The sequence below is a fragment of the Streptomyces sp. NPDC007164 genome (assembly GCF_040634135.1).
GTDB lineage: Bacteria > Actinomycetota > Actinomycetes > Streptomycetales > Streptomycetaceae > Streptomyces > Streptomyces sanglieri.
Window position 1 is genome coordinate 4,085 of record NZ_JBEYFB010000036.1, and the last position, 18,945, is coordinate 23,029.

Consider the following 18,945-nt stretch of genomic DNA (forward strand, 5'->3'; position numbering starts at 1 on the left):
CCGCACCACCAGTGGCAGCACCACCAGTGCCCGCACCACCGGTCACATCACCGGCACCCGCACCACCAGTGGCAGCACCACCAGTGCCCGCACCACCGGTCACATCACCGGCACCCGCACCACCAGTGGCAGCACCACCAGTGCCCGCACCACCAGTCACGTCGCCAGGAGGCGGCGTAACCGGGGGCGGCGTAACCGGGGGCGGCGTAACCGGAGGCGGCGTAACCGGAGGCGGCGTAACCGGAGGCGGCGTAACCGGAGGCGGCGTATTCGTAACCGCACCGCCTGTAGCAGCACCGCCGGTGGCGTTGACGTTAAGCAGCAGGTTCTGGATCTGCTGTTGCTGTTGCTGCTGCTGCTGCTGCTGTTGTTGCTGTTGCTGTTGCTGCTGTACCAGCCGCTGCGGCACGACCCCGGGCCTGCATTGCGCCTTGAACCCGACGCTGTAGCCCGCTATGAACGCCGATTGCTGGCCCAGCGGGAACTGCGGCAGATAACTGCCGACCCTGTTCACGCACAGCCGGCCGTCGATCTGGCCGCGAACCACGCCGGCGCCGAATCCGGGATCGCCAGGTCCGACCGAGGGTGCTTTCGACACAGCAGCTGTCGGTGATGGGGCACCCAACGCGTCTCCGGCGAAACCCACAGGTACCGCCAGGGAGGCGATAAGTACTGGGCTGAGTCGGACGAGGTACCGCTTGCCACGCATGACTTTCTCCCTTCGACTGTTGGAACGGAGGAAGAGCGTTCGTTAGGGCAGGTGCTCCTTCCCAGCACCCCAGTAACGGCCGGACGCCACCTCCAGCAGCAGCAGCTTCACACGTGGCTCAGCACACAACCAGAAACCGACTATCCTAGGAGTGGAAGTCCCCGGTAATGGCCATACGTAATTGTCGTCCAGCAGAGGGATCGATGGATGAATTACGACCAACGTCGAGCGGAGCTCGCGGACTTCCTCAGAACACGACGGGTGGCGCTTCAGCCGGAAGAAGTCGGCCTACCGACACGGACATCGCGACGCACCCCGGGTCTTCGGCGCGAGGATGTCGCTGACCTGGCCGGAATCAGTGCCTGCTGGTATACACGACTGGAGCAGGCGCGGGACATCCGGGTCTCGGACCATGTGCTCAATTCGCTGGCCGAAGCCCTCCGACTCAATACCGAAGAGCGCGATCACCTGCTGGCGCTGGCGAGCGAGGACGTGCGTTCCAGTGCACACGTACCCACGGACGGTGTTCCTCCGACTCTCCAGCGCATTCTGGACAGCCAGCATCCGCATCCGGCATTCGCCCTCGGTCCTCGTTTCAACATTCTTGCCTGGAATCAGGCACGAACCGATGTCTACGGCGATCTGACCGAGATTCCCGCCGAGCACCGCCATTTGCTGTGGCTTTTCTTCGGCGGTTACATGCGTGAGCTGATCCAGAACTGGGAGCAGTGCGCCCGATCCGTTCTGGCCGAGTTCCGCGCGGCCACCGGACTGTACGTCCACGAGCCATGGTTCACCTCACTGGTCCGAGAACTGAGCAGGAACAGCTCGGAGTTCCGCAGCTGGTGGCAGCAGCACGAGATCGAGGGACACCACGCGGCCGCCCGGGAGCTGAGACACCCGTCCGTCGGCCGCATGGTGTTGGAGGAGTGTGCGCTCATCGTCGACGACTGCTCGGACCGGCGGATCGTCCTGGAGATTCCGCAGCCCGGCACCGGCACCGAGAACAAGTTGGCGGAGCTTTCCTGCCGCTCCCGTTCCCAGTCCCAGTCCCAGTCCCAGTGTGCGTGGAACGCACCGATGCGGGCTCCGACGCACGGGCCGCAGCGGCCGGTCTCATGGGAGCGGCGCAACCACCGCTTCTGACAGCGGTCAGTGGCGCAATGCCCTGCCCACGTCGGCCTTGACGTCGCCCGACAGCTTGCGGTTACTGCGGGCCGTGGCGTCCTTGGACGACTCGGCGCCGACGTCGTCGACCGTCACCACCGCCGTGTCGAGCAGATTGCCGCTGCCGTCACGGAAGTTGACCTGCACCGCGTACGACTTCTTCGAGTCGGCGCTGTTGGTCACGGTGACCTTCGCGGTGGCGCGGCCGTCGCTGTCGGTGCTCGGTTTGCCCAGTTCGACATCGCCCTTGGCGTTCACGCCGTTCTTGAAGTTCTTCAGCTTCTCGCCCGCGGCGGCCGTCGCCGAGGCCACCACGTCGGAGCCCCTGGATGCCACCGATGCCGCGGCGGACGCGGCCCTGGAGGCCGTGCTGGAGGCGCTGTCGCCGTCGTCAGAACAGGCCGCGGCGGTCGACATCACGGCCGCCGTCAGCAGTACGGCCCACAGGCCTCGCGCGGTTTTCGTCGTCATCGTGCCTCCCAGCACTCGCCCCTCGCCAGTCAAAGGGGCCGCGGCCCGGCCCGCATGCCGTGTACGCCGGACGGGTGGGCCGGGTGGCCCGGTGGGCCCGGGTCGCCGGAGAGGGCCGGCTCCGGGTAGCGGCACGGCGGAGGGCGGACGAGGCTGAGGGGCATGAGCGATCAGGACCCGGGTGGCTCCCCCGAGGCGTTGCGGCCCCGTCTGCGGCGGCTGTGGCCGTGGGTGCTGCTCCTGGCCGTGCTCGTGCCGGCCGGTGCTGCCGCCGTGGCCGTCGAGGTGGTCTCCGGTGAGTTGTCCAGGGAGGGGGCACGGCCGTTGCGGATCACGTACGAGGTCACCGGCACCGCCGAGGATGTCAGCATCACCTATCCCACCTGGCAGAACGGCTATCTCTCGACCGCGCGGCTGACTCCGCGGACCCTGCCGTGGGCCGGGGAGACACGGACCAGGGGCTTCATGAGCGGCGGCTCCTTCGCCGTCACCATCGGAGCGACGGGCGGCGCGGTCGCCTGTGCCGTGACGGTGGACGACGGGACCGTCCGGACCGCCACGGCCTCCGGCGCCTTCGCCACGGCCACCTGCGACGGGTTCTGATCCGGCCCGGCACGGCCCCGGCCCGGAACGACCCGGCCCGGAGCGCCCCCGGCCCGCCGCGACCGGACGTGCGTGCGCGTGGCAGTGCCCCCGGCCCCGTAGGGCTCGGGGGCACAGCCACCGGGTGCGTCGGCCGTCAGCGGCCGTAGCGGATCAGGGCGCGGACCATGCGGCAGGTGGTGTCCGACGGCGGGTGGATTCCGACGCGCTCCGCGGTCGTGCGTATCTTGTCGTTGGTCGCGGTCGACGGGTAGTAGACGCCCGTGTCGAGCAGGGCGATCGCCAGGCGCATGGCCTTCAGGCGGCGGTTGTGGGAGACGTACCACTCGCGGGGCCGGCCCGCGGGGAGCGGCTTCTTCTTCAGGGGCTTGTGGAGCGGCTTGGTCGTGACTGCGGCAACGGCCATGGGCAACCTCCTGGCACGATCGTGGAACCCTCACGAACTGCCTCCATTTTACTGCCCGGCACTGACAATCGCCGCTGGCCAGAAGGGCTTTCGGGGATCCCTCGCGTACCTTTGGCCCCATGGAGATCTGGATCAATCCCGCCTGTTCGAAGTGCCGCAGCGCGGTGCAGCTGCTCGATGCGGAGGGTGCCGAGTACACCGTCCGCCGCTACCTGGAGGATGTGCCCTCGCCGGACGAGATCCGGGCCGTGCTCGACCGGCTCGGGCTGGAGCCGTGGGACATCACCCGGACGCAGGAGGCCGACGCCAAGGAGCTCGGCCTCAAGGAGTGGCCGCGCGAGGCCGGTTCGCGTGAGCGGTGGATCTCGGCCCTCGCCGAGCACCCCAGGCTCATCCAGCGGCCGATCATCACCGCGGACGACGGAACCGCCGTCGTGGGGCGCACGGACGAGGCGGTACGCGACGCGCTGGGGCGCTGAGCAGCCGCGGGCGGCCCGCGGATCAGCCGGTACGACGGCCCGTCACCCGATGAAGTCCGCGATCCCGCGGTTCAGTTCGGCGGCCGTCGGTCCGTACAGCGGCAGCGTGTGGTGCGTGGCTCCGGGGATCGTCGCCGTCGTCACCCGCGGGAGCAGCCGGGCCGCCGCGGCGGCGACGCGGGCCGGGTCATGGGCCCGGCCGCTTCCGGCGAGCAGGACCAGGGCCGGTACGTCGAGTCCGCGCAGGGCCTCGGGCATGGGGCGGGGACCGGTGACCGGGCGGCCGGACGGGAAGCCGGCGGCCGCGTCGCGCAGCCGCAGCCAGGCCGGGTCGAGCGCGGCGCCGCCCGTCTCCCACTCCAGGAAGGCCCGCGTCCGCTTCGCGCTCGGCCGGAGCAGCATCGGCAGGGCGTGCAGCAGGTAGCCGGGCCGGAAGCCGGCGAAGCACTGCGTCGGGTCCACCAGGACCAGCTTCCGGACGCGGTGGGGCGCGTGCAGGGCGTAGTGCAGAGCGATCCAGGCACCGTAGGAGTGCCCGCTCAGCGCGGTGCGGTCGGCGCCCAGTCCGTCCAGTACCCCGTCGAGCCATGCCGTCAGGTCCGTCACCGTACGGATCGGGCGCTCCCCCGCGACGCTGCGGCCCGGCTCGCCGATCAGGTCGGCGGCGTGGACGCGGTGTGCCCGGCCCAGGTGGGCCGCCTGGGCGTACCAGACGGTGGAGGTGGCGCCGCCGCCGGCCAGCAGCACCAGCGGCGGGGCGTCCCGGGGGCCGCAGCTGTTGACGTGAGTGGTGCCGTACGGGGTGGTGACCTGCGAGTACGTCGTTCCGGCGGGCCAGTTGGCCGCCAGGACCTCCTCGTACGCCTCATCGAACGACGTGGCTGTCATGGATGTCTCCCCGGTCGTGACCGCTCCTGTCAGTCCCTGGATATTATCTCGCTCAGCGAGATAATGGACTCGCCGAGGCGGAGGGAACGTTGATGAGCGACCAGGGTCCGGAGCTGGAGATCGTCCATCTGCTGCGCAGGGTGACTGTCGAATTCGGGCTGCGCCAGGCCGAGTTCGCGGCCCTCCACCAGATGCACAGCACCGATGTCCGCGCCCTGATCTGTCTGCTGGACGCCGAGCGGGCGGGCACGGACGCCACCGCCGGGTGGCTCGGCGCACAGCTCGGGCTCAACTCCGCGGGCACCACCGCCGTCATCGACCGGCTGGAACGGCTCGGCCACCTCACCCGCACCCGCGACCCGCGCGACCGGCGGCGCGTGCTGCTGGCGGTCGACGAGCGGGCCGTGGAGCTGGGGTGGGCGTTCTTCGGGCCGCTGATCGAGTCCACGGTGACGGTGCTGCGCGACTTCGACGAGAAGGAGGCGGCCGCCGTCCGGCGTTTCCTGTACGCCGCGCACGAAGCGGTCACCTCGATCCCCTGACCACTTCGTGGCGATCGGCCGGCCCCGGCGTCCGGCGCCGCCCGGCCTTCGGGGCCGCTACTCCCCCGCCTGCTTCTCCGCCTCGGCCAGCAGCTCCGTCAGGCGCAGCCCGAACCGTACGTCGCACGGGTGCGGATCCCCCGTACGCACCGAATGGATCAGGGCGTCGACCGCCGCCCGGAACGCGCCGACCGCCCCGTCCCACCGCGGCAGACTGACCGTCCCCTCCTCTCCCCTGAGCTCGATCTCCGTACCGACCGCGCCCACGGGCGCTCCCAGCGCGAGCGTCACCGTGCTGGACGCGCCGGAGGTGTGGCGGAGGACGAGGTGGGTGGTGTCGGACGGGCCGCGGGCCGCGGTCAGTTCGGTCACATCGCCCAGCACCGGGATCAGGACCGACAGGGCGTGCGGGCCGACGTCCCACAGGCCGCCCTTGTCGCGGCGCCACGGCGAGGCGGCGTACTCGTTGGTCGCGCCGGGGGCGAACAGTGCGCCGATCCACTCGGCACGGGCGGTGAACCAGCCTTCCAGGGCGGCCTGTTCGGCGATCCAGGCGGACGTCTCGGCCGCGAACCGCAGGGTGCAGAAGACGATTGAGGCGACCCCGGTCTGCTCGGCGGCCCGGACGACCTCGCGGGCCCCCGCGACGGTGGTGGCGACCGGTTTGTCCAGCAGCAGATGGCGGCCGGTGGCCGCGGCACGGGCGGCGAGCGGGGCCTGGACGTCCGGCGGCAGGGCGAACGCGACGGCGTCGCTGGCGGCGAAGAGCTCGTCGATGCCCGCCTCGCCGGTGTACGCCTCGGTGCCGTGCGCGCCGGCCAGCTCCTGCGCGGCCTCGGCGCGGCGGCCCCACACACCGCTCAGTACGACGCCGGGGTGGGCGGCGAGGGCGGGGGCCTGGGTGTTCCGGGCCCAGGGGCCGGTACCGACGAGGCCGATGCGCAGGGGGGTCGCGGGAAGTGTCGTCATGGGGTCAGTCTGCCGGTTTCGCCCGGGCGATCCGGTATTGAGTTGGCGGAGAGTAACCTTCATGGATACGTTTGCGGGGCCGGCCGCGGGACTCCGGCGCGACTTCCGGGACTTGCCTATGAAGCAAAAATTTCGCTGTTCGCGCCCCCATTCCCCGGCCGGCGCTCCGCCCCCCGCGCGCGGGGGAGCGTGACTCCACGGGGGAAACCATGACCACCAGTACCGGGACCGACGCCGGCCTCGTCGCCGCCGAGGACGTACTCCTCTTCGTCAACGCGGCGATCACCACGACCGGACAGCGCGAATTCCGCTCGTCCGCGTACCAGCAGCAGCTCTCGCTGGACTTCCTTCACGAGTACGTACGGGTCAACTACCGCCGGGTGTACGCCGCCTCGCTCGCCCTCGACATCAACGACCACAACGCCGCGCGCATCGTCCTGGGCCTGCTGGAGAACGCGGCCGACGCGAGCGCCGGGGAGAAGCGCACCGAGGGCCGGCTGATCGCCGCCCGGCTGGCGAAGCTGCCGCCGCAGCGCGTGTACCGGCTGTTCCGGGAGCTGCGCGCGGCCAAGGTGAACAACCGGCGCACCCGCGCGATCATGCGGGACTGGCTGGCCGCCCGGCCCGATCCGGCGCACGACGCGGTGAAGTACCGCTCCGGCCTGAAGGCCGCGGCCCGCCATGCCCACCTCGGGTTCGACGGCTCCGTCGAGCCGGACGGTTCCGGCGAGCTCGGGGACTTCCTGTTCCGGCCCCGGCACCGGCCGGGTTACCGGAATCAGCTGCTCGACGCCTGGCGGCGCGCCCACTACGCGCAGGGGGCGGCGGAGGAGCTGCCGTTCACGGTCGCCGAGGGCTTCGCCGCCCGGCGCGGGGTGAAGCGCGAGGCGTTCCTGGAGCGGATGGCGCCGCGGATGACCCGGCTGGAGCGGCTGCGGACCCTGACGCAGCGCACCGGCGCCGGTGATGCGCCGCTGCCCGCCGATGTGGACCTGACCGTGATGCCGCTGACCCGGCTCGCCCTGTTCGTGCTGTCGCTCGGCTTCCAGGCGCGGAGTGCGCACCGCGAGAAGCTGACGGGTGCGCTGCGCACGGCGGCCCGTCGCGCGGCGGGCCCGCATGCCGGGAGCTGGGGCCGGGTCGCCGCCGTGCTCGACGACAGCTACTCCTCGTCCGGGTCGGGCGAGAAGCGGCGCCGCCCGCTCGCCGTGGCGCTGGCCTGTCACTTCCTGCTGGAGGCGCTGGCCGCGCCGGGCTCGTACACCCCGCTGTGGACTTCGGAGCGTACCGATCCGCTGCTGGTCAGGCCGTGGGGGCCGACCCCGCTCGGCTTCCGTGTGCTGGACGCCCTGGAGCACGGCCCCGACCGGCTGGTCATCGTCTCTGACGGCTGGGACAACGCACCGCCCGGACTCGCGGGCGAGGTGCTCCGAATCTGGCGGACCCGGCTCGACCCGGACCGGCACACCGCGGTGGTCCATGTGAACCCCGTATACGACGCGGACGCCTTCGATGTGCGGCGGCTCTCGCCGAGCGTGCCCACGGCGGGCGTCCGGGACGCGGAGGACCTGCCGGCGCTGGTGGAGCTCGCCGGGTTCGCCGAGGGGCGTACCGGAGCGGCGGCGCTGTACGCCTACCTGGACCGGCAGGTGGCACGGTTCGTGGGCGACGAAGGAGCGGGAGCGACATCGTGAACAGGCTCGAACTGACCGGGCTCACCACCCGTCCCGCCCAGGTGTGGGGCGGCATCCGGCTGGTGCCGCTGGTGCGTGAACGGCCGGTCGAGGGGCTCCGGCTGCACGAGGAGCTCTACCCGGACCGCGGGCACGGCATCGTCGACATCGGGCCGCGCACGCACTACGCCTCGGTCATCCCGCACGGCTTCGTCGCCGACTGGTCCGGCGAGGGCGAACAGTCCGTCGCGTACGGCACGCAGCTCGGCGCCGCGCCGGGCTCTTCGGCCGGGAGCCGGCCCGCGCCCCGGACCGCGCGGCTCCAGCGCCACCGCCACCACCGGATGGCGAAGCGCCGGCCGGGCGACCGGCTGCGTTTCCTGCCGCTGCACCTCGCGCTGGAGGGCTACCTCTCCCTGCACTTCGGCGGCCCGGCCGTCGCCTGGGAGGAGTGGTCGCGGCAGGCGCTGCGCGACGGGCTGTCGCCGCGCTCCGAGGACGCGTACATGGGGTGGTCGGTGCGCGGGCTCGGCACGGCGCTGCGGGTCTTCGAGATCCACCCGGACCAGTGCGGAGTGATGGTGTACGCGGCCGACGCGCTCGCCGCCGCGTTCGTCGTGCCGCACCCGGACGACTACCGGCTGCTGCACCCGTCGCTGGTCGAGGACCTGTACGGCGAGCTGATCCACCAGTACGCGCTGTACGGCGCCCCCGTGCCGGAGTTCGCGGCGCGGATACCCGACGGTCCGCGGCTCGGGACGCTCGCCGGGCTGCGGGCGGCTGCGCGGGCCCAGGAGCGCGAGTGGGCCGAGGCGCACGACACCCTGTTCGCGGGTGAGCTGCTGGACAGCTCGTACGCCTTCGACCGGGTGTACCGGATGGGTCCGTTCACGCTGTGGCGGTTCCTGCCGCCGTTCCTGCCGGGCGGGGCCGGGCAGCACATCGGTGAGACCATCACCGACCACAAGGGGCAGGTCGCGTACCTGAAGACCTTCCGGCTGTCCGAGGCCCAGATCAGGCGCGGCCATCTGCTGCACCGGCTCGCCGACGCGGACTGGCGGCTGTCGCGGGCGGCCGAGGCGCTGGGCACCACCGAGGAGGAAGTGGTGCGCCGGATCCGGGCGGCGGGCTTCGAGTCGCTGCTCAGAGCCCGTTCGTAACGAACGAAACCTCGGTAACACGGGGTTCACATTCGGGCAACGGACGGGAAATCGCGTCTTGCGAAGCTGCGCTGCGTAGACCGGACCGCAGCACCGCAGCACCCGCAAAGGATGGCTTCCGTGACGTTCAAGGCTGAGTACATCTGGATCGACGGCACCGAGCCGACCGCCAAGCTCCGCTCCAAGACGAAGATCATGGCCGGGAGTCCCGTGCGGGACGTGGCGGAGCTGCCGGTCTGGGGCTTCGACGGTTCGAGCACCAACCAGGCCCGGGGCCACGCCTCCGACCGGGTACTGAAGCCGGTCTTCTCCTGCCCGGACCCGATCCGCGGCGGCGACGACATCCTGGTGCTGTGCGAGGTCTTCGACATCGACATGACGCCGCACGCGTCCAACACCCGGGCCGCGCTGCGCCCGGTGGCCGAGCGGTTCGCGGGCCAGCAGCCGGTCTTCGGCATCGAGCAGGAGTACACCTTCTTCGACGGCCACCGGCCGCTCGGCTTCCCCGAGGGCGGCTTCCCCGCCGCGCAGGGCGGCTACTACTGCGGGGTCGGCGCCGACGAGATCTTCGGCCGCGAGATCGTCGAGAAGCACCTCGACAACTGTCTGAAGGCGGGGCTCGGCATCTGTGGCATCAACGCCGAGGTCATGCCCGGCCAGTGGGAGTTCCAGGTCGGCCCGCTGTCCCCGCTGGAGGTCTCCGACCAGCTGTGGGTCGCCCGCTGGCTGCTGTACCGCACCGCCGAGGACTTCGACGTCTCCGCGACCCTGGACCCGAAGCCGGTCAAGGGCGACTGGAACGGCGCGGGCGCGCACACCAACTTCTCCACCGAGGCGATGCGCACGGGATACGACGCGATCATCACGGCGTGCGAGTCGCTGGGCGAGGGCTCGAAGCCGATGGACCACGTCAAGAACTACGGCGCCGGCATCGACGACCGGCTGACCGGCCTGCACGAGACCGCCCCGTGGAACGAGTACAGCTACGGCGTCTCCGACCGCGGCGCCTCGGTCCGCATCCCGTGGCAGGTGGAGCAGGACCGGAAGGGTTACATCGAGGACCGCCGCCCGAACGCCAACGTCGACCCGTACGTCGTCACCCGGCTGATCGTCGACACCTGCTGCGCCGCGCTGGAGAAGGCCGGCCAGGTCTGATCCGGGGCCCGCTCCCCGCTCCCGGTCCGTTGTCAGTGGCCCGTGCCAGGGTTGGCGCATGCTCGACATCAAGGTGGAGACCGAGAACTCCGAGACGTACACCCGCATTTCGGACCGGGCGCTGAGCGACCTGGTGCACCGGATCGGTCTGAAGGGTGACCGCTTCCTGGTCGTGCAGCGCGTGCCCGACATCCCCGGGACCTTCGTGCAGGTCTGGTTCGACCACGGTGACGGGTACCAGCTGGAGCACCGCTCCGGTGGCGCCGCCACGCACTTCCGGACGATGGTCGGCGCGCCGGAGCGGGTCGCCGGGCTGATGACCCGCTGGGCGCGCCAGGAGCCGGAGTGGGACGCGGGTGTGGAGTGGGAGCGCGCCGACGTGCCGGAGGACGAGCCGGTGCCGGAGCTCGCGGCGGAGATCCGGGAGACGCTGGAGGAGCGGGTACGGGTGCTGCTCCGCTGCGGGTACGGGACGGTCCAGGAGCTCTCCCGGACGGCCGAGGACTACCTGGTGAAGGACGGCGTGCATCCGGTGACGGACGCGCAGGCGCGGCAGTTGGTCGAGCGGCTGTGGCTCGAGCGGGTCGAGGAGCAGCGGCGGTGGCCGGAGGTGACCGACGCGGACCGGCTGAGGCAGGCGTTCTCCCGTCTGGACGGGGGCGGGATCACGGCGAGGGAGCACTTCACCTGCTGCCGGTCGTGCGGTCTCGCCGAGATCCGGGGCGCCGGGCGGGAGGACGCGCGCGGCTTCGTCTTCTTCCATGCGCAGGGCACCGAGAGCGCCGCCTCGGGGCACGGCCTGACGCTGTACTACGGCGGGTTCGGCGAGGCGGCGGACGAGACCGCCTTCGTGGGCCGGGAGGTCGTCGAGGCGCTGGGCGACGCGGGGCTGACAGCGGAGTGGAACGGTTCGCCGGACAAGGCGATCGAGCTGCCCGGCCTGGACTGGCGCAATCGGCTGGTGGGTTGAGCCGGGAGGGGCGGCGGGGCGTGGGCCGATGCGGGGGCGGCCCGTCCGTTGCGGTGGCCGAACGGAAACCGAGGTGAGGAAGGTAACGCAAAGGGTCCGTATCGACGGGTGAGAGAGGTCTGCTCCGGCGTCCGGTTCTCTGGTTCAATGGGGGCATGGCCAGCTTCCAGCACACCTCGACAGGTCGCAGCGACCTCGAACCGTTCTGGCCGTCCCGTCAGCACCATGACTTCGACCGGGTGTGTTGTCGCGCGTTGAACGCGCAGGCCCTCTAAAGCCGCTCACCCCGGCCTTCGGCCCGCGCGCAAGCAAGTCCGTCCACCGACGACTCCTTCGCGCGAAAGAGCTGACCCTCATGGCGAACACCCGTACCTTCTCCGCCACGGCCGCTGCCACCTCAGCGCCCTCGGCGTCCGCTGCGGCCACCACCTCCGCCCGCTCCCTCCCGCCCAACCGCCACCGGCTGCGTGCCGTCGACCCCGACGAGGTCGTCCAGCTCGCCGACGTGGCCGAGTTCCTGCCGCCGGGTGCCACCTGGCTGCCCGCCCCCCAGCACACCGTTCCGGCGCTGCCGGGCCGGCCCCCGATGGTCGGCTACCTGGTGCTCGTGCCGGCCGACCAGCAGCCCGCCGTCACCGCGGCCACCGCCGCGGCCGCCCAGTTCGTGGTGCCGGCACCGGTGGCGGACGCGGCCGCGGGGCCGGTGCTCATCGACCCCGTGCAGCGCACCGCCGCGGTGGACGGGAACACGCTCGACCTCACCTATCTGGAGTTCGAGCTGCTCGCCCATCTGGTCGCGCACCCGCACCGGGTGCACACCCGCGACCAGTTGGTGACCACCGTCTGGGGCTACGGGCACGTGGGCGACGGGCGCACCGTCGACGTCCACATCGCCCGGCTGCGCCGCAAGCTGGGCGCCGAGCACCGCCGTTCGATCCAGACGGTGCGGCGCGTCGGCTACAAGTACACGCCCTGACGTGTCGGAAGCCGTGTGAGGCGGCCCTGGTCCGGTGTGTTCCGGACCAGGGCCGTTCCATGTGCCGGGCGGGCCGGTCCGGTCAGCCGAGTCGCCCGGACCCCACCGTCTCCCGCTCCGGCCCGTGCTCCGGCCCGTGCTCCAGGCTCGGCAGCCGGGTCAGGGCGCGCGGGGTGCGCCAGTTCCGCTCGCCCAGCAGGGCCATCACCGAGGGCAGCAGAACCATCCGTACGACCGTGGCGTCCAGCAGTACCGCGACGGCGAGGCCGACGCCCATCTGCTGCATGTCCTGCATCGACAGCGTCCCGAAGACCGCGAAGACCGCGACCATGATCACGGCGGCGCCGGTCACCGCGCCCGCCGTCCGCCGGACGCCCTCGTCGATCGCGGCCCGGGTGGTCAGCCCCCGGTCGCGGGCCTCGCGGATCCGGGAGACCACGAACACGTGGTAGTCCATGGAGAGTCCGAACAGGACGACCAGGACGAAGAGCGGCATCCAGGACTCGATCGCGCCGACCCCCTCCGAGCCGATCAGCGAAGCCCCCCAGCCGTGCTGGAAGACGGCGACCATCACCCCGTAGGCGGCGGCCACGGAGAGCAGGTTGAGCACGATCGAGGTCACGGCGATGACGTACGAGCGGAAGCAGAACAGCATCAGCAGGAAGGTCACCGCCGTGATGAAGGCGAAGACGGGGACGATGCCGCGCTTGAGCTGTTCGTTGAAGTCGACGGAGCCCGCGGTCTCCCCGGTCACGTACACCTGGGCGCCGGTGGCGTCGAACGCGGCGGGCAGCCGCTCCTCGCGGAGTTCCGCGAGCGAGGCCCGCCCGTGCGGGAGCGGTACCGCGATCTCGGCGACGTTCTGCGCCCTGTGGACGGTCACCTTCTCGAAGCCGTCGAGCGCCTTGCGCAGCGCGGGGGCCTCGATGTCGTCGGCCTTCACCACCACGCGGGCCGGATCGGGGCCGCCCGGGAAGTTCTCGCTGATCTGCCGGTGGGCGACCGAGAGCGGTGAGTGGGAGCCGAACTGCTTCTCCAGGCCGAGCTGTTCGGTTTTCATGCCGATGGCGGGCGCGGCCAGCGCGAGCAGTACGACGACCGAGGCGATGGCGAAGGTCTTCGGCCTGGCCAGCACCGGCCTCAGCACCCGGCCGGCGATCCCGCCGCCGGTGCGGGCGCGCCGGCCCCCTCGCCGGCCGAGGAAGGGCAGCCGCCCCGCTTCGACCCGGTCGCCCAGCCAGGACAGCAGCGCGGGCAGCACCGTCACCGAGCCCAGCACGGCGACGAGGACCACGATGATGATCGCGAGCGCGAAGCCCTTGAACAGCATCAGGCCGGACAGGAACATGCCGGCCATCGCGACCGTCACGGTGAGCCCGGAGACCAGCACCGCCCGGCCGCTGGTCGCCGCCGCGATCCGCAGCGCCGTCTCCGCGTCGTGTCCCGCCGCCCGTTCGTCGCGTTCGCGCCGCAGATAGAACAGGCAGTAGTCGACGCCGACGGCGAAGCCCATCAGGAACATCACCGAGTACGTGGTCTGGAACAGGTGCAGTCGGTGGCTGGCGAGCGACAGCAGACCGAAGGCGGCCATGCACGCGGTGAGCGCCAGGCCGACCGGGAGGAGCGCCGCGACGACGGCGCCGAAGGCGACCAGCAGAATGCCGAGGGCCAGGGGTACGGCGGTGAACTCGGCCTTCTTGAAGTCCTCGGAGAGCAGGTCGCCGAGCCATTTCCCGGCGCTGGCCTCGCCGAACTGGTGGATGGTGACGTCCGGGTGGCCGGCCCGGACCGCGTCCACCGCGTCGAGCACGGGCTGCACCCGGTCCGGAGCCGTCGCCGCGTCCCCCTTCAGCTCGAAGGTGATCAGTGCGTCCTTGCCGTCCCGGGAGGGGACCGGCGCCGCCGGGTCCGCCACCTCGCCGGTCTTCCCGAGGGCCGCGGAGAGCTCGCGGGCGGCGTCCTTCCAGTCCCCCGCCTTCGGGGCGGACACCATGACCAGCTCGCCGGCGGGCTGCCCGAGTCCGGCGTCGTCGAGGATCTGCTCGGCCCGCGCCGAATCTCCCGCACCGTTCTCCGCGTCGGACATCTCGACCAGTCCGGACGCTCCGCCGATGCCGGTGGCGAGCACGACGAAGAGCAGCCAGCCGAGAATGGCGGTCCTGCGGTGGTGCGCGCTCCACATACCGATGCGTGCCGCGAGGTTGCGCCTCATGGCGTGTTCGCCCCCAGAAGTCAGATGTAGCCGGAAGTACGCGGCGCCGGACTCGGCACCGTCGGTGGACGCCGATGAATCTAGGAACGCGGAGCCGCCCGCCCCAGCCGCCGGACCCCCCTTCCCCGGAGCCGTAGGGCGAGGTCGGCGGGGTGGTGCTGGATACACCCCGCCCGGGTGGCGAAACGGCTGACGTCCGAGGCCGCCACCGGGTGAGACTGTCTGCGGAACGGGTCCGGCAGGAGGGCCCGACGAGGGGAGACGGGCCGGGATGAACGCGATACAGGGACGGACAAGGGCCGCGGTGCTGGCCGCCGGGCGCGGACTCGCGCTGTCGGTCGCGAGCCTGGTCACCTCGATCACGCTCTTCGTATGGGCCGTGCTGTCGGTCGCGTTCATCCCGCTGGGCGTCGGCCTGTTCACCACCCCCTACGTACTGGAGCTGGTCCGCAAGCACGCCAACCGGCGCCGGCTGCTCGCGGTCACCTGGTTCGACATCCGTATTCCGGTCCCGTACCGCCCCTTCCCGAAGGATCTGCGTACCGGGTTCACCGGGCAGGTGGAGCGGACCACGCTGATGCTGAAGGACCCGGCGACCTGGCGCGACATCCGGTGGCTGCTGGTCGACATGACGGCCGGCTATGTGGTGGCGACGCTGGCGGCCGCGCTGCTCATCTATCCGGTGGAGGGTGTCGTGCTGGCGGCCGGGCTGTGGCGGGTCTTCACCGACGACCGCTACTGGTACGGCTTCGTGCCGGTCGACAGTCAGGCGACGGGCCTGGCCGCCGCCGCGCTCGGTGCGGCGCTGTTCGCGACCGGGGTGCTGGTCAGCGAGCGGCTGCTGCGGCTGCACTTCGTGATCGCCCGCGCGATGCTGGCCCCCAGCCAGGACGAGGAGCTGGTCCGGCGCATCGACCGGCTGACCGAGACCCGGCACGAGGCCGTGGACACCGCCGCCTCCGAACTGCGGCGCATCGAGCGGGACCTGCACGACGGCGCACAGGCCCGGCTGGTCGCGATGGGCATGAGCCTGGGGACGGTCGAGGCGCTGATCGAGAAGGACCCGGCGCAGGCGAAGAAGCTCCTGGCCATGGCCCGGGAGTCGTCCGCCGAGGCGCTCACGGAGCTGCGCGACCTGGTCCGGGGCATCCACCCGCCGGTCCTCGCCGAGCGTGGACTCGGGGACGCGGTACGGGCGTTGGCGCTGCGGCTGCCGTTCGAGTCGGAGGTCGGGGCGGAGCTGGGCGGCCGGATGGACGCCGCGGTCGAGTCGGCGGCGTACTTCGCGGTGAGCGAGGCGCTGACCAACGCCGCCAAGCACTCGGGGGCGGACCGTGTCTGGGTGGACATCCACCACGAGGACGCCGTGCTGCGGGTGTCGGTCACCGACAACGGCCGGGGCGGTGCGAAGGTCGGCGGCGGATCCGGACTGAGCGGAATCGAACGCCGACTCGGTACATTCGACGGCATCATGGCCGTCAGCAGCCCCGCGGGCGGTCCCACCATGGTGACCATGGAGATCCCTTGCGAGTTGTCCTAGCCGAAGATCTCTTCCTGCTGCGCGACGGCCTGGTCCGCCTGCTGGAGGCGTACGACTTCGAGATCGCGGCAGCCGTCGAGAGCGGGCCCGAACTGACCCGGGCCTTCGCCGAGTCGGAGCCGGACGTCGCGATCGTCGACGTCCGGCTTCCGCCGTCGCACACCGACGAGGGCCTGCAGTGCGCGCTGGCGGCCCGGCGGGCCAGGCCGGGACTGCCGGTGCTCGTGCTCTCCCAGCACGTGGAGCAGTTGTACGCGCGCGAGCTGCTGGCGGACGGCAACGGCGGCATCGGCTATCTGCTCAAGGACCGGGTCTTCGACGCCGAGCAGTTCGTCGACGCGGTGCGCAGGGTCGCGGCGGGCGGCACCGCGATGGACCCGCAGGTGATCTCGCAGTTGCTGTCGCGGCGCTCGCAGGACAGGCCGATGGGCATGCTCACGCCGCGCGAGCTGGAGGTCATGGAGCTGATGGCGCAGGGCCGTTCGAACGTGGCGATCGCCTCGCAGCTGGTGATCACGGAGCGGGCGGTGGCCAAACACACCTCGAACATCTTCGGGAAGCTCTCGCTGCCGCCGTCCGACGACGACAACCGCCGGGTCCTCGCGGTGCTCGCCTATCTCGACCGGGGCTGAGCGGGGGACGGCCGCACGGCCCCGGCGACGGGGCCGTGCGGCCACGGGGTCACGGCGTGGTGCTCAGGTGCAGCGTCGTCGCCCCCAGGTGCGGGGTGGCCCGGGACTCCAGCACCCTCACCCGTACCGAGGTGGCGGTGACGGGCGAGGCCAGGGACAGGATGCGGCGGTGGCCGATGGTGGTGCCCCCGGCGATCCGCTGCCAGCTCCCGCCGACCCGGGCCTCGACGGCGAACCTCTCCACCCGCTGCCCGCGCCGGATGTCCTCGCTGACGGCGATCCGGTCGAAGGTGTACGGGGCGGGGCCCTGCCCGCGCACGTCGGTGCCGTAGATCCGGCGTACGTCGGAGCCGAAGGCGGTCAGTGACGCGACGTCGGCGTCGTCGATCCGGCCGTCCCTGTTCGGCGGGACGTTGAGCAGCAGGGAGGCGTTGCGGCCGACGCTCTTCTCGTAGAGGTTCATCAGCTGGGCGGGCGTCTTGGGCTGCTCGTCCCGGTGGTGGAACCAGCCGGGCCTGATCGAGACGTCCGCCTCGGCCGGGTACCACTGGAGGTAGTTGACGGCGGGGTCGAGGAGCTTGGCGCGGGAGCCGATGTCGGGGTCGGTCGAGTCGTTGGGGAGGCTGCCGAGCCCCGTCCACGGGTCGGTGGTGTGCGGGGTGACGCTCCACTCGGTCTCGCGGGCGGTGCCGTTCTCGTTGCCGACCCAGCGCACACCCTGCGGGCCCTGGAAGACGACGGTGTTCGGCGAGAGGGCCTTCACCATGTCGAACCACTGCTTGACGTCGTACTTCTGGGTGATGCCGGAGCCGGACCAGGGGTTGGCGCCGTCCAGCCAGAGCTCCTCGATCGGGCCGTACTGGGTGAACAGTTCGTAGAGCTGGTTGAGGTAGTACGTGTCGTAGTCGTCGGCCTTCACCCGGAAGGTGGGCAGCCTGCCGCTCCTGACGGCGGCGGCCCGGTCGTCGCCGGGGACGAGGGTGGGGATCGTGCGCTCGGTGACCGGGCTGCCGTTGCCGAAGCGGCCCGCTCCGGCCGGGGCGCGGTCGCCGTCCTCCAGGGCCATGCGCTCGGGCAGGCTGAGCGGCTTGCCCTCGGCCTGCTTCGCCCGGATCTCGTCGACCCAGCGGGCGTGCCAGGCGTGCGGGAGTTCGGCGCCGTCGGAGGGCGAGAGGTAGAGCCCGACCTTGAGGCCCGCCTTGCGGGCGGCCTTCACATAGGCGGCCACGACGTCGGGGCTGCCGGGGCTGAGCGCGACCGAGTGGTCGGTGTAGCGGCTCGGGTAGAGCACGAAGCCGTCGTGGTGCTTGGCGGTGAGCATGACCTGTTCGACACCGGCGGCCCTGTAGGCGCGCATCCACTGGTCGGCGTCGATGGCCTTGGGTGCGAAGAGCTTCTCGTCCTCCGTGCCCGAGCCCCACTCGCGGCCGGTGAAGGTGTTCATCCCGAAGTGCGTGAAGGCGGTGACCTCCCGCTGCTGCCAGGCCAGTTGGCCGGGCGTGGGCACGATGTTCGCGGCCTTCTCGACGATCCGGCCGGGGCTGTCGCAGGGCTCCACCGTCATCTGCGAGGCGGGCTTCACCGGCGCGCCGCACGGGGTGCCCGGTGGCGCCGGCCGCTGGTGCGCGGACTGCTGCGCGGTCGCCTGTACGGGGACGAGCGCGGCGGCCGCCGCCAGTGCGAGCGCACTGAGCACACGGGTGCGTCGTGCCATGGTTCCCTCCCGTTCCCGACCAGCATTGGTCGGATCTCTTGGGTGCCAACGTGGGCATGCTGCCGCACACATGGACCCACGGGAAGGGTGCGCACGAGATACGTCCTATCTCTCGCAAGCAAAGTCCAAGCGCGCCCCGGCGGCGGACTCAGTCGTTGAACCAGCCCGGCACATCGAGCCGGAAGGCACCCTCGGGCACCATCGTGCGCAGGTCCGCCTCCATCGCGCGCACCCGGTCGGCACCGAGCGTCTCGCCCCAGCGGGCGCGCAGCCGGTCGAACCCCTCGGCGGACTTGACCAGGACGTCCACGCCCCGCGCGGTCAGCCGGACCAGCTTGCGCCGGCCGTCGCGGGGGTCGTCGACGCGCTCCACGTACCCGAGCCCTTCGAGCCTCTCCACGGTCTTGCCGGCGGCCTGCTTGGAGACCCCGAGCCGCCGGCCGATCTCACTGGCCGTCGCCCCGTCGCGGCCGACGGCCTGGAGCGCGTAGCCGTACGCCGGGCGGAACTCGGCGTGTCCGCGTTCGGCCAGGCCACGGTGCAACTCGTCGATGATCGACCGGAATCCGGCGAACAGCAGCACGGGCAGCTCGAAGCCCGCCGCGTCCGCCCCGGACGCCTCCGCCCGTCGCTCAGCCATTGCGAAACTCGACAACCTGGTTTACCTTTTCGTCAATCA

19 protein-coding genes are annotated in these 18,945 nt (G+C 71.6%); 12 read left to right on the forward strand and 7 right to left on the reverse strand.

Annotated features, from left to right (window positions below; translation table 11 throughout):
- Both ABZ622_RS31570 and ABZ622_RS31575 read left to right on the forward strand, forming a co-directional pair.
- On the forward strand, positions 1-613 hold a 613-nt coding region (locus ABZ622_RS31570; RefSeq protein WP_360549029.1), incomplete at its 5' end, for a hypothetical protein.
- Between the two features lie 303 nt (positions 614-916).
- Positions 917-1,855 (forward strand): helix-turn-helix transcriptional regulator, encoded by a 939-nt coding sequence (locus tag ABZ622_RS31575; RefSeq protein WP_360549031.1) that lies wholly within the window; start codon positions 917-919, stop codon positions 1,853-1,855.
- Positions 1,856-1,861: 6 nt separating this feature from the next.
- On the opposite strand, the gene ABZ622_RS31580 is transcribed toward ABZ622_RS31575, so the two are convergent.
- Positions 1,862-2,347: a hypothetical protein gene (locus ABZ622_RS31580; protein WP_360549033.1), complete on the reverse strand. Its 486-nt coding sequence runs from the start codon at positions 2,345-2,347 to the stop codon at positions 1,862-1,864.
- Between the two features lie 162 nt (positions 2,348-2,509).
- Between ABZ622_RS31580 and ABZ622_RS31585 the strand changes: the two genes are divergently transcribed.
- On the forward strand, positions 2,510-2,950 hold the full coding sequence (locus ABZ622_RS31585; RefSeq protein ID WP_360549035.1) for a hypothetical protein: 441 nt from the start codon (positions 2,510-2,512) through the stop codon (positions 2,948-2,950).
- Between the two features lie 136 nt (positions 2,951-3,086).
- Here the strand turns inward: ABZ622_RS31585 and ABZ622_RS31590 are convergent, their stop codons facing one another.
- On the reverse strand, positions 3,087-3,356 hold the full coding sequence (locus ABZ622_RS31590) for a hypothetical protein (RefSeq protein ID WP_360549037.1): 270 nt from the start codon (positions 3,354-3,356) through the stop codon (positions 3,087-3,089).
- 119 nt (positions 3,357-3,475) lie between these two features.
- On the opposite strand from ABZ622_RS31590, the gene ABZ622_RS31595 reads away from it, so the two are divergent.
- Positions 3,476-3,835, forward strand: coding sequence for an arsenate reductase family protein (locus ABZ622_RS31595; protein ID WP_329592879.1), 360 nt, complete (start codon positions 3,476-3,478; stop codon positions 3,833-3,835).
- A 42-nt stretch (positions 3,836-3,877) separates the two neighbouring features.
- Here the strand turns inward: ABZ622_RS31595 and ABZ622_RS31600 are convergent, their stop codons facing one another.
- The gene (locus tag ABZ622_RS31600) at positions 3,878-4,723 is read right to left on the reverse strand and encodes an alpha/beta hydrolase (RefSeq protein WP_360549039.1); all 846 of its coding nucleotides are present in this window, start codon (positions 4,721-4,723) and stop codon (positions 3,878-3,880) included.
- Between the two features lie 92 nt (positions 4,724-4,815).
- Here ABZ622_RS31600 and ABZ622_RS31605 point away from each other — a divergent pair, with 92 nt between their 5' ends.
- Positions 4,816-5,265, forward strand: a complete 450-nt coding sequence (locus ABZ622_RS31605) for a MarR family transcriptional regulator (RefSeq protein WP_360549041.1) — start codon at positions 4,816-4,818, stop codon at positions 5,263-5,265.
- Between the two features lie 57 nt (positions 5,266-5,322).
- Here the strand turns inward: ABZ622_RS31605 and ABZ622_RS31610 are convergent, their stop codons facing one another.
- Positions 5,323-6,234, reverse strand: coding sequence for a Gfo/Idh/MocA family oxidoreductase (locus ABZ622_RS31610; RefSeq protein ID WP_360549043.1), 912 nt, complete (start codon positions 6,232-6,234; stop codon positions 5,323-5,325).
- A 209-nt stretch (positions 6,235-6,443) separates the two neighbouring features.
- Between ABZ622_RS31610 and ABZ622_RS31615 the strand changes: the two genes are divergently transcribed.
- From ABZ622_RS31615 to ABZ622_RS31635, 5 genes are all read left to right on the forward strand, one after another.
- Entirely contained in the window at positions 6,444-7,928 is a 1,485-nt protein-coding gene (locus ABZ622_RS31615) for a hypothetical protein (RefSeq protein ID WP_360549045.1), read from the forward strand.
- Positions 7,925-9,067 (forward strand): hypothetical protein, encoded by a 1,143-nt coding sequence (locus ABZ622_RS31620; RefSeq protein ID WP_360549047.1) that lies wholly within the window; start codon positions 7,925-7,927, stop codon positions 9,065-9,067. Before ABZ622_RS31615 ends, ABZ622_RS31620 begins: the two co-directional genes overlap by 4 nt.
- A gap of 120 nt (positions 9,068-9,187) precedes the next feature.
- A complete protein-coding gene (gene glnII / locus ABZ622_RS31625) occupies positions 9,188-10,222 on the forward strand; it encodes a glutamine synthetase (RefSeq protein ID WP_360549049.1) in 1,035 nt (344 codons plus the stop codon).
- Between the two features lie 58 nt (positions 10,223-10,280).
- Positions 10,281-11,192 (forward strand): hypothetical protein, encoded by a 912-nt coding sequence (locus tag ABZ622_RS31630; RefSeq protein ID WP_360549051.1) that lies wholly within the window; start codon positions 10,281-10,283, stop codon positions 11,190-11,192.
- A gap of 355 nt (positions 11,193-11,547) precedes the next feature.
- Positions 11,548-12,168: a winged helix-turn-helix domain-containing protein gene (locus ABZ622_RS31635; protein ID WP_360549053.1), complete on the forward strand. Its 621-nt coding sequence runs from the start codon at positions 11,548-11,550 to the stop codon at positions 12,166-12,168.
- 82 nt (positions 12,169-12,250) lie between these two features.
- Here ABZ622_RS31635 and ABZ622_RS31640 read toward each other — a convergent pair whose 3' ends face one another.
- Complete coding sequence (locus ABZ622_RS31640) at positions 12,251-14,350, reverse strand: MMPL family transporter (RefSeq protein ID WP_360549128.1); 2,100 nt, start codon at positions 14,348-14,350, stop codon at positions 12,251-12,253.
- A gap of 301 nt (positions 14,351-14,651) precedes the next feature.
- Here ABZ622_RS31640 and ABZ622_RS31645 point away from each other — a divergent pair, with 301 nt between their 5' ends.
- Positions 14,652-15,920, forward strand: a complete 1,269-nt coding sequence (locus tag ABZ622_RS31645; protein ID WP_360549055.1) for a sensor domain-containing protein — start codon at positions 14,652-14,654, stop codon at positions 15,918-15,920.
- Positions 15,905-16,552, forward strand: a complete 648-nt coding sequence (locus tag ABZ622_RS31650) for a response regulator transcription factor (RefSeq protein WP_360549057.1) — start codon at positions 15,905-15,907, stop codon at positions 16,550-16,552. The genes ABZ622_RS31645 and ABZ622_RS31650 overlap by 16 nt, the downstream gene beginning before the upstream one ends.
- A 49-nt stretch (positions 16,553-16,601) precedes the next feature.
- Here the strand turns inward: ABZ622_RS31650 and ABZ622_RS31655 are convergent, their stop codons facing one another.
- Both ABZ622_RS31655 and ABZ622_RS31660 read right to left on the reverse strand, forming a co-directional pair.
- On the reverse strand, positions 16,602-18,266 hold the full coding sequence (locus ABZ622_RS31655; protein ID WP_360549059.1) for an alpha-L-fucosidase: 1,665 nt from the start codon (positions 18,264-18,266) through the stop codon (positions 16,602-16,604).
- A 148-nt stretch (positions 18,267-18,414) separates the two neighbouring features.
- Positions 18,415-18,906 (reverse strand): MarR family transcriptional regulator, encoded by a 492-nt coding sequence (locus tag ABZ622_RS31660; RefSeq protein ID WP_360549061.1) that lies wholly within the window; start codon positions 18,904-18,906, stop codon positions 18,415-18,417.
- Between the last annotated feature and the right edge of the window lie 39 nt (positions 18,907-18,945).